Raw genomic sequence first — 11565 nt, forward strand, 5'->3', positions numbered from 1 at the left:
CCCTTGGCTCGCGCGTCCGAAAGCCGCTCCACCAGCAGCAGACCACCGCCCTCGGAGAACCCCGTCCCGTCCGCCGCATCCGCGAACGCCTTGCATCGGCCATCCGCCGCAAGACCCCGCTGACGGCTGAAATCGACGAACAGACCCGGCGAGGCCATGACGGTGATGCCGCCGGCCAGGGCGAGGTCGCACTCCCCCGCGCGCAGCGACTGCACGGCCAGGTGCAGGGCGACGAGGGACGCGGAGCAGGCGGTGTCGACGGTGACCGCGGGGCCTTCCAGACCGAAGGTGTACGACAGCCGGCCGGAGACGACGCTGGCGGCGTTGCCGGTCAGCATGTAGCCCTCGAAGTCCTCGCCGGACGCGGCGAGCATGCCGGTGTAGTCCTGGCCGTTGGTGCCGGCGAAGACGCCGGTACGGCTGCCCCGCAGGGCGCGCGGGTCGATCCCGGCCCGCTCGAACGTCTCCCACGCCATCTCCAGCAGCAGCCGCTGCTGCGGATCCATGGCGAGCGCCTCACGCGGCGAGACGCCGAAGAAGGCCGGATCGAACCCGCCGACGTCGCTGAGGAAGCCGCCGGTGCGGGTGGCGACGGTGCCCGCCTTGCCGGGCTCCGGGTCGAAGAGGACGCCGAGGTCCCAGCCGCGGTCCTCGGGGAAGGGCACCAGGCCCTCTTCGCCGGCCAGCAGCATGTTCCACAGCTGTTCGGGGGTGCGGATGTCGCCGGGGAAGCGGCAGCCCATGGCCACGATGGCGATGGGGTCGTCCGCCTCCGGGGCACGCCGTACGGCCTGGGCCGCGGCCGGGACGGCGTCAGCGGTGTCGGTGCCGGTGGTGGTCTCCGCGACCTCCGCGAGCAGGAAGCCGGCCAGGGCCCGGCAGGTCGGGTGGTCGAAGACGAGGGTGCTGGGCAGACGCAGGCCGGTGATGCGGTTCATGCCGTTGCGCAGTTCGACCGCGCTGAGCGAGTCGATGCCCAGGTCGGTGAAGGGCCGCGCGGGGTCGACCGCGTCGGCGGACGCGTGGCCGAGGACGCCGGCGACATGGCCGCGCACGATGTCCAGGACGGCGTCCGCACGCTCGTACGCGGGCAGCGCGCTGACGTGGGCCTGCAAGGAGGAGATCTCGGCGGTGTCGGGGCCAAAGTCGCGCTGGACGGTGTCCAGCGCCCTTCGCGCGGCGGGCAGTTCGTCGAGCAGACGGCTGGGGCGGGGCGCGGTGAAGGAGGGCGCGTAGGTGTCCCAGCGCAGGTCGGTCACGACGACGTGGGTGTCGCCGAGGTCGAGGGCGCGGCCGAGGGCCTGGCAGGCGGTGTCGGTGTCCATGGGGTGGACGCCGTGGCGGCGCATGCGCTCACCCGCCGCGTCGCCGACCATGCCGCCCGCTGCCCACAGGCCCCAGGAGACGGCGGTGGCGGGCAGCCCCGCGGCGCGGCGTTCGGCGGCGAGGGCGTCGAGGTAGGCGTTGCCCGGGGCGTAGTTGGCGAGGCCTGCGCCGCCGAGGACGCCCGCGGTGGAGGAGAACAGGACGAAGGCGGACAGGTCCAGGTCACGGGTCAGGTCGTGCAGGAGGCGGGCCGCGGTGGCCTTGCCGTGCAGGACCCCGGCCATGCGCTCGGGGGTGAGGGCGTCGATCACGCCGTCGTCGAGGACGCCCGCCGCGTGGAAGACGGCGTCCAGCGGCCGGTCCGCGGGCAGGCCGGCGAGCAGGTCGGCGAGGGCGGTGCGGTCTGCCGCGTCACAGGCGGCGAGGGTGACCTCGACGCCGCGGGCGGCAAGGTCGTCGCGCAGTTCGGCGGCTCCGGGGGCGTCGGCTCCGCGGCGCCCGGCCAGCACGAGGTGGGTGGCGCCGCGGTCGGCCAGCCAGCGGGCGACGTGCCGGCCGAGGGCGCCGGTGCCGCCGGTGACCAGGACGGTGCCGCGCGGCCGCCAGGGCTCGGCCGGTTCGGCGGTGCCGGGGGCGTGCACCAGGCGGCGGCCGTAGGCGCCGGAGGCGCGCAGCGCGATCTGGTCCTCCTGGCCGGGGTCGGCGAGGAGGGCGGCCAGGCGGGTGCCGGTGCGGGCGTCGAGGTCGGCGGGCAGGTCGATCAGGCCGCCCCAGCGGTCGGCGTGTTCCAACGCGGCGACCCGGCCGAAGCCCCACACGAGGGCCGGGGCGGGGACGGGGGCGGGGTCGGCTGTGCCGACGGCGACCGCGCCGCGGGTGGCGCACCACAGCGGGGCGTCGACTCCGAGGTCGCCGAGCGCCTGGACGAGGGCGAGGGTGGTGGCGAGCCCGACAGTGACGCCCGGCAGGCCGGGGTGGTCCCGGGTGTCCAGGGCGAGCAGGGAGAGCACCCCGGCGGGCCGTTCGCCGTCCCCGGCGTCCCCGGCCGTGAGCAGGGCTGCCAGCGCGGCGCGGTCGGGTGCGCCGTCGGGCAGGACGATCCGCCGCACGGTGCGGGCGCCGCCCGCGGTGAGGGCATCGGTGACGTGGTCGGCGGTGGTGGCGTGTCCGGCTTCGTCGGCGGGGACGAGGAGCAGCCAGGTGCCGGTGAGGGCGGCGGCGCCGAGGGCGAGGGGGCTGAAGGAGACGGCGTAGCGCAGGGCGTCGGCGGTGGCGCGTTCGCGTCCGGCGCGCCACCACTGGGACAGCGCGGGCAGCAGGCTGCTCAGCGGGGCGTTCGCGGACAGGTCGAGTTCCTCGGTGAGGCGGTGCAGGTCCTCCTGTTCCACGGTCTCCCAGAAGCGGGCCTCGACGGAGTCGGGCGTCAGGCCACCGCCGGTGTCGGTCGCGGCGGTCTCGCGGACGGTGGGCCAGTAGCGGCGGTGCTCGAAGGGGTAGGTGGGCAGGTCGGTGCGGACGGCCCCGGTGCCGGCGAACACGGTCTCGAAGTCGACGTCCACGCCGTGCAGGTGGGCTTCGGTGAGGGCGGTGAGGAACTGCTTCAGGTCGCCCTGGTCCCGGCGGAGCGAGCCCAGGACGGCGCCGTCGACGCCGGCCGCGTCGAGGCTGTCGCGCAGTCCGACGGCGAGCACCGGGTGCGGGCCGACCTCGATGAAGGTGCGGTGGCCGGCGGCGATCAGGCCACGGACGGCTTCCTCGAAGCGCACGGTCTCGCGCAGGTTGGTGTACCAGTAGCCCGCGTCCAGGGCGGTGGTGTCCAGCCAGTCGCCGGTCAGGGAGGACCGGAAGGGGATCTCGCTCTCGTGGGGCTCGATGCCGGCCAGGGCCTCGCGGACGGTGTCCTCGATCTCCTCGACCTGCGGGGAGTGCGAGCCGTAGTCGACGTTGACCTTGCGGGCCCGTACCCCGTCCGCGACGAGCGCCGTGTACATCTCCTCCAGCGCCTCGGCCTCGCCGGAGACGACGGCGGAGGACGGGCCGTTGACGGCGGCCAGGGCGAGTCGGCCCTCCCACGGGGCCATGCGGGCGCGGGTGTCGTCGGCGCTCAGCGGCACGGACATCATGCCGCCGGTGCCGGCGATGCGGGTCAGGGCGCGGCTGCGCAGGGCGACGACGCGGGCGCCGTCCTCCAGGGAAAGGGCGCCGGCCGCGCAGGCGGCGGCGATCTCGCCCTGGCTGTGGCCGACGACGGCGGCCGGGCGGACTCCGTGGACCCGCCACAGGGCGGCGGTGGAGACCATCACGGCCCACAGGGCGGGCTGGACGACGTCGACGCGGCCGAGGTCGGCGGCGTCCTTGTCGCCGCGCAGCACCGCGGTCAGCGACCAGTCCACGTACGGGGCGAGGGCCTGCTCGCAGCGCTCGATCCACTGGGCGAACTCCGCTGACTCGGCGAGGAGTTCGCGGGCCATGCCTGCCCACTGGGCGCCCTGGCCGGGGAAGACGAGGACGGGTTCGGCGCCGCCCGGCACGGCTTCCGCGAGCAGCGCGGGCGCGGTGAGCGGCCCGTCGGCGGCCAGTGCGGCGAGCGTCTCATCGAGGCCGGTGATGTCGTCGGCGAGGACGGCGGCTCGGTGGGTGAAGGCGGCGCGGCCCACGGCGAGGGTGTAGCCGAGGTCGGTGAGCGCGGTGCCGGGCCGGGCGCGCAGGTGGGTGCGGAGCCGGGCGGCCTGGGCACGCAGCGCGGCGGGGGTACGGGCGGACAGCACCACGGGTACGGCGGGCAGTTCGGTCGTGGCGGCGGGCGAGGGTACGGCCGTGTCGTCGGGGGCCTGCTCGACGATGACGTGGGCGTTGGTGCCGCTCATGCCGAAGGAGGACACACCGGCGCGGCGGGGTCGGCCGGTGTCGGGCCAGGGCTGTTCCTCGGTGAGGAGTCGGACGCGGCCGGCGCTCCAGTCGACGTGCGGGGTCGGGTTCTCGGCGTACAGGGTGCGGGGCAGGACGCCCTCGCGCAGGGCGGCCACCATCTTGATGACGCCGCCGACGCCGGCGGCGGCCTGGCTGTGGCCGATGTTGGACTTCAGCGAGCCGAGCCACAGCGGCCGGTCCTCGGCGCGGTCCTGGCCGTAGGCGGCGATCAGGGCCTGGGCCTCGATGGGGTCGCCGAGGGTGGTGCCGGTGCCGTGCGCCTCGACGGCGTCGACGTCCTGCGGGGCCAGCCCGGCGGCGGCGAGGGCCTGGCGGATGACGCGCTGCTGGGAGGGGCCGTTCGGGGCGGTCAGGCCGTTGGAGGCACCGTCCTGGTTGAGGGCGCTGCCACGGATGACGGCGAGCACCTGGTGGCCGTTGCGTCGGGCGTCGGAGAGCCGTTCCAGGACGACCATGCCGACGCCCTCGGCCCAGCTGGCGCCGTCGGCGTCCGCGGAGAAGGGCTTGCAGCGGCCGTCCTCGGCGAGGGCGCGCTGCCGGCTGAACTCGATGAGGGAGCCCGGCGTCGACATGACGGTGACACCGCCGGCCAGGGCGAGCGAGCACTCCCCCTGGCGCAGGGACTGCGCGGCGAGGTGCAGGGCGACCAGGGAGGAGGAGCAGGCGGTGTCGACGGAGACGGCCGGGCCCTCCAGGCCGAGGGCGTAGGAGATGCGGCCGGACAGCACGCTGGGCGAGTTGCCGGTGCCGACGTAGCCCTCGAAGTTGTCGTCGGAGGCGGCGAGGATCGTCACGTAGTCCTGGTAGGTGACGCCGGCGAAGACGCCGGTGCCGGAGCCGCGGGCGCCGTCCGGGTCGACGCCGGCCCGCTCCAGCGCCTCCCAGGAGACTTCCAGGAGCAGGCGCTGCTGCGGGTCCATGGCGAGGGCCTCGCGCGGGGAGATGCTGAAGAACGCCGGATCGAACTGGCCGGCGTCGTGCAGGAAGCCGCCCTCGCGGGTGTAGACGGTGCCGGGGTGGTCGGGGTCGGGGTGGTAGAGCCGCTCGGGGTTCCAGTTGCGGTCGGTAGGCAGCGGCGAGATGCCGTCCGCTCCGGCGCGCACCAACTCCCAGAGGTCCTCGGGGCTGTTGATGTCGCCGGGGTAGCGGCAGGCCATGCCGACGACGGCGATCGGGTCGTCGTCGACGGGGCGCCGGGCGGCGAGCGCGGGGGTGCCCTCGGCGGCGGTGCCGAACAGGTCGTCGGCGAGGTGCGCGGCGAGCGCGGCGGGGGTGGGATGGTCGAAGACGAGGGTGGCGGGGAGGGTGACGCCGAGCGCGGCGCTGAGGCCGTTGCGCAGTTCGACGGCGGTGAGCGAGGTGAGTCCGAGGTCGGTGAAGGGCCGGGCGGGCTCGATCTCGTCGGCTGTGGCGTGGCCCAGGACGGCGGCGGTGCGGTCGCGGACGGTGGCGAGCAGGGTGCGTGCGCGTTCGGCGGCGGGCCGGGCGGCCAGGCGTTCCAGCAGGCCGCCGGCGGGCTGGGGGCGGGCGGCGGCACGGCGGCGGACCGGTTCGGCCTGCGCGGTTTCGGGCCGTGCGATCGCCTCGGCGACGGGCGCGATACCGGGTACCGGGCGCAGCCGCAGCGAGCCGACGCCGAGGACGGGGTCGCCGACCGCGTCGGCCGCGGTGAGGGCGAGGGTGTCGGGGCCGGTGCGCTCCAGCCGGACCCGCAGGGTGGTGGCGCCGGTGGCGTGGAGGTGGACCGGTCCGGCGGAGAACAGCACGCGTCCGTCACCGAGACCGTCGAACACGCCGAGGCCCAGCGGGTGCAGGGCGGCGTCGAGGAGCGCCGGGTGCAGGTCGTGGCGGGCGGCCTCGTCGGCGGCCGAAGCGGGCAGGGCCACCTCGGCGTACACGGCCGTGTCGTCCCGCCAGGCGGCCAGCAGGCCCTGGAAGACGGGCCCGTGGTCGAGGCCGGCCTCGCGCAGCCGTGCGTACAGGCCGTCGGTGGACAGTTCCTCCGCGCCGGGCGGCGGCCAGGAGGTGAGGTCGTGCGCGGGGAGCGGTGGGGTGTCCGCGGACAGGATGCCGCCCGCGTGCCGGGTCCAGTCGGCGGTGGGGTCGGTGGCGGGGCGGGCGTACACGCCGAAGGGGCGGTCGCCGCGGGTATCGGGGGCTTCGACGCGAACCTGCAGGGCGACGCCGCCGTGCTCGGGCAGCGTCAGCGGGGCCTCCAGGAGCAGTTCGCGGACCTGCGGCCGGCCCGTGACGGTGCCGGCGTGCAGGGCGAGGTCGAGGAAGGCGGTGCTCGGCAGGACGGCGGTGCCGCCGATCCGGTGTGCGGCGAGCCAGCCGTTGCCGTCGGCGGTCAGCCGGCCGGTCAGCAGCAGGGTGTCGTCCACGGCGGACGGAACGACCGCGCCGAGCAGCGGGTGGGCGGCGGCGACGAGCCCGGCGGCGGCCGGGTCGCCGCTCGCCTTGGCGGAGGTGATCCAGTAGGGGCGGTGCTGGAAGGCGTAGGTGGGCAGCTCCACCGGGCGGGAGCCGGGAGCGGTGGCGGCGAGCAGGGCACGCCAGTCGACCGGGACACCGCGGGTGTGCAGGGCACCGACGGCCCTCAGCAGGGTCTCGGTCTCGTCCCGGTCGTCGCGCAGCGCGGGCACGGCGAGCGGGGCGGTGCCCTGCCAGGCGTTCTGGGCGAGCGTGGTCAGGGTGGCGTCGGGCCCCAGCTCCACGAGGTGGGCCGTGCCCAGTTCCTCCAGAGCGGCGATGCCGTCGGCGAAGCGCACGGTGTGCCGTACGTGCCGTACCCAGTACTCGGGGTCGGTCAGTTCGCCGGGGGCGGCGGGCCGGCCGGTGAGGTCGGAGACGAGAGGGATGCGCGGTTCGGCGTACGCGACGGTGGCGGTGACCGCGCGAAACCCGTCGAGCATCGCCGCCATGCGCGGCGAGTGGAAGGCGTGGCTGACCCGCAGCCTGCTCGTCCTTCGGCCCAGCGCGGCGAAGTGGGCGGCGACCGCGTCGGCCGCGTCCTCGTCACCGGCGACGACGACCGAGCGGGGGCCGTTGACGGCGGCGAGCCCCAAAGCCTCCTCACGCCCCGCGAGCAGCGGCAGCACCTCCTCCTCGGCGGCCTCCAGCGCGATCATGGCACCGCCTTCCGGCAGGGCCTGCATCAGCCTGCCGCGCGCGGCCACCAGACGGCACGCGTCGGGCAGGGAGAACACGCCGGCCACGTGGGCGGCGGCCAGTTCGCCGACGGAGTGGCCGATGAGGTGGGCGGGGCGCACCCCGAAGGACTCCAGCAGCCGGTACAGGGCGACCTCGACGGCGAACAGCGCGGGCTGCGCGTACTCGGTACGGTTCAGCACCTCGGCGTCGGCGCCCGCCACGATCTCGGCGAGCGGGCGCGCCAGCAGCCCCTCGAAGTGCGCGCACACGGTGTCGAAGGCGTCGGCGTAGGCCGGGAAGGCGTCGTACAGGGCGCGGCCCATGCCGGGGCGCTGGGTGCCCTGGCCGGCGAAGAGGAAGGCGGTGCCGCCCGGGGTGAGGGTGTCACCGGTGACGACGCCGGGCGGGTTGCCGTCCGCGGCGAGGGCCGCGAGGGCGGTGAGCAGGGCGTCGCGGCCGGTGCCGGTGACGACGGCGCGGTGTTCCAGGGAGGCACGGGTGAACGCCAGGGCGTGGGCCACGTCCGCCGGGTGCAGGCCGGGGCGGGCTTCGAGGTGGGACAGGAGCCGGGCCGCCTGGTCGCGCAGTGCGGCCGGGCTGCCCGCGGACAGCGGCCACGCCGCGGCACGGTCGGCGCGCTCGCCCGGACGGGCCGGGACCGCGGACTCCGCAGCCGGTTCGGCGGACCCGGCGGGCGGTTCGGCGACGATGACGTGGGCGTTGGTGCCGGAGACACCGAACGCGGAGACACCGGCACGGCGGAGGCGGTCCCCGGCGGGCCAGGCCACGGATTCGGTCAGCAGTCGGACGTGCCCGGTGTTCCAGTCGACGCGGGAGGAGGGCCGCTCGGCGTGCAGGGTGCGCGGCAGGGTGTTCTCGCGCAGGGCGAGGACCATTTTGATGAGGCCGACGGCGCCCGCGGCGGCCTGGGTGTGGCCGAGGTTGGACTTGGCCGAGCCCAGCCACAGCGGGCGGTCCTCCGGCCGGTCCTGGCCGTAGGCGGCCAGCACCGCCTGGGCCTCGATGGGGTCGCCGAGGGTGGTGCCGGTGCCGTGCGCCTCCACCGCGTCCACGTCCGCCGGGGCCAGCCCGGCCGACACGAGGGCCTGGCGGATGACGCGCTGCTGGGAGGGGCCGTTCGGGGCGGTCAGCCCGTTGGAGGCGCCGTCCTGGTTGACGGCGGTGCCCTCGACGACGGCGAGGACCGGGTGGCCGTTGCGGCGGGCGTCGGAGAGCCGCTCGACGACCAGGACGCCGACGCCCTCGGCCCAGCCGGTGCCGTCGGCGTCGTCGGAGAACGCCTTGCACCGGCCGTCCGGGGCCAGGCCGCCCTGAAGGCTGAACTCGACGAACGCCCCCGGGTCGGCCATGACGGTGACGCCGCCGGCCAGGGCGAGGTCGCACTCCCCGGAGCGCAGCGACTGCACGGCGAGGTGCAGGGCGACCAGAGAGGAGGAGCAGGCCGTGTCGACGGTGACGGCCGGGCCCTCCAGGCCGAGGGTATAGGCGACGCGGCCGGAGACCACGCTGCCGGCCTGGCCGGTGAGCAGATGCCCGCCGAGCCCTTCGGGGACCTCGGTGAGACCGGTGGCGTAGCCGGAGCTGCCGGCGCCGACGAAGACGCCGGTGCGGGAGCCCTTCAGCGCGGTCGGGGCGATCCCGGCGCGCTCCAGCGCCTCCCAGGAGGTCTCCAGGAAGAGCCGCTGCTGCGGGTCGAGGGCCTGTGCCTCGCGGGGGCTGACGCCGAAGAACGCGGCGTCGAACGCGGAGGCGTCGGCGAGGAACCCGCCGGAGCGGGTGGCGCTCGCCTCCAGCAGGGCCGTGAGGTCCCAGCCGCGGTCCTCGGGGAATCCGCCGACGGCGTCACCGCCGGACGCCAGCAGCTCCCACAGCCGTTCGGGGCCGTCGATGCCGCCGGGCAGCCGGCAGCCCATGCCGACGATGACGACCGGGTCGGTGCCGGTGGTCGCCGGGGCCGTCTCCGGCCGCTGTTCCTGCGTCCCGTAGAGCTCGTCGCGCAGGTGGGCGGCGACGGCGGCCGGGGTGGGGTGGTCGAAGACGAGGGTGGTGGGCAGGGCGACGCCGGTCTCGGCGGTGAGGTCGTTGCGCAGTTCGACGGCGGTGAGCGAGTCGAAGCCCATCTCGCGGAAGACACGGCCCTCGGCGACGGCCGCCGGGTCCGAGTGGCCGAGCGCGACGGCGGCACGACGGCGCACCAGCTCCAGCAGAACGGCGTCGCGCTCCTCGGCGGGGAGCGGGTCGAGCCGGTCGCGCAGTGCGCTGCCCGCCGTGGTGCCCGAAGCGATGGCACCGGGGCTGGTGGCGGCGGTCGCCGCGGCGGCCTCGGGCAGGTCGGCGAGCAGAGGACTCGGGCGGCCGGTGGTGAACGCCGGCGCGAAGCGGGCCCAGTCGACGTCGGCGACGACGACGGAGGTGTCGCGTGCGGCGAGCGCGCGGCCGAGCGCGGTGAGCGCCGCGTCCGGGTCGAGCGGGCGCAGTCCGCGGCGGCGCAGTGTCTCCTGCGCCGCCGGGTCGGCGGCCATGCCGGTGCCGTCCCAGGGACCCCAGGCGACGGCCGTGCCGGGCAGGCCACGGGCGCGGCGGCGCTCCACGAGAGCGTCGAGGTGGGCGTTGGCGGCGGCGTAGGCGGCCTGTCCGCCGCTGCCCCACACACCGGCGATGGAGGAGAACACGACGAATGCCGACAGGTCGCTGTCGCGGGTGAGGGCGTCGAGGTGGTCGGCCGCGTCGGCCTTGGCCCGCAGCACGGCGGCGAGCCGGTCCGGCGCGCAGTCGGTGATCACCTCGTCGTCGAGGAGACCGGCGACGTGCATCACGGCGTCGACGGGGTGCGCGACCAGCAGCCGGGCGACGGCATCGCGGTCGCCCATGTCGCAGGCGACGACGGTGACCTTCGCACCGAGCCGGGCGAGGTCGGCGCGCAGGACGTCGGCACCGGGCGCGTCGGGGCCGCGGCGACTGGTGAGCACCAGCTCGCGGGCACCGCGCTCCACGGCCCAGCGGGCGACACGGGAGCCCAGCGCGCCGGTGCCGCCGGTGACGAGGACATGCCTGGGAGCGGTCCACTCCTCGGTCGTGGCGGGCGCCGGAGCCGGCACGAGCCTGCGGGCGTGGGCGGTGCCGCCGCGGACGGCGACCTGGTCCTCGGTGCCGGAGACGAGGACGGCGGCGGCGCGGGCGAGGGCACGGCGGTCCGGCCGGGCGGGCAGGTCGAGCAGCCCGCCCCAGCGGTCGGGGTGCTCCAGCGCGGCGACGCGGCCCAGTCCCCACACGGCGGCCGCGCCCGGCTCGACGGCGCTCTCTGTACCACCGCCGACGGCGACGGCACCGCTGGTCAGCAGCCACAGCGGGGCGGTGGGTACGGCGTCGCCGTGGGCCTGGACGACGGCCAGGGCCGTGCCGACACCGGACAGGCAGGAGAGCACGCCGGCGAGGGGGGAGCCGTTTTCGGCGGCGTCGGCGAGCAGGCCGGCCAGTACGGTCCGGTCGGCGTCCGCGGGGCAGGTCAGGCGCTCGATGCGGGGCAGGAACTCCTCGATGCCATTGAGCGCGGGGTCGTCGCCGGCCTGGAGCAGCAGCCACCGTCCGGTGTCCGGGACCTGGGCGCCGACGGAGCCCAGACGCTGCCAGCGGACGCGGTAGCGCCAGGAGTCGGCAGTGAGCCGCTCGGCCTGTGCCTGCCGGTACGAGGCCAGCGCGGGCAGCAGAGCACCGAGGGCGGTGTCGTCCAGGTGCAGTGCGTCGGCGAGTTCACGGGTGTCGCCGCGTTCGACGGCCTGCCAGAACGGGTCCTCGGCGGGCGCGACGCCCCCGGACGCCCGATCGTCGCCACGGCGCGGCTCGGGCCAGTACCAGCTGCGCTGGAAGGCGTAGGTGGGCAGCGAAACGGTCCTGACGGCACCGAACATCGCGGCCCAGTCCACCCGCGCGCCGGTCGTGTACAGGGCCGCGAGCGCGGCGACCAGCACATCCGCCTCGGAGCGGTCCTTGCGCTGTACGGCCACGCAGACCGGGTCGGCGGTGTCGCCGAGCGTGGTGCGGGTGAGGGCGGTGAGGGTGGCGTCGGGGCCGAGTTCGACGAAGCGGGTCACGCCCTGCGCGGCCAGGGTGGTGACGCCGTCGGCGAACCGGACG

1 protein-coding gene is annotated in these 11565 nt (G+C 76.2%); it reads right to left on the reverse strand.

What is annotated here, in order from left to right; genetic code table 11:
- Positions 1 to 11565: type I polyketide synthase (locus AB0N31_RS35745; protein ID WP_366062708.1), on the reverse strand; the 11565-nt coding region annotated here is incomplete at both ends.

It is taken from the genome of Streptomyces sp. NPDC051051 (genome assembly GCF_040682975.1).
Taxonomy (GTDB): domain Bacteria; phylum Actinomycetota; class Actinomycetes; order Streptomycetales; family Streptomycetaceae; genus Streptomyces.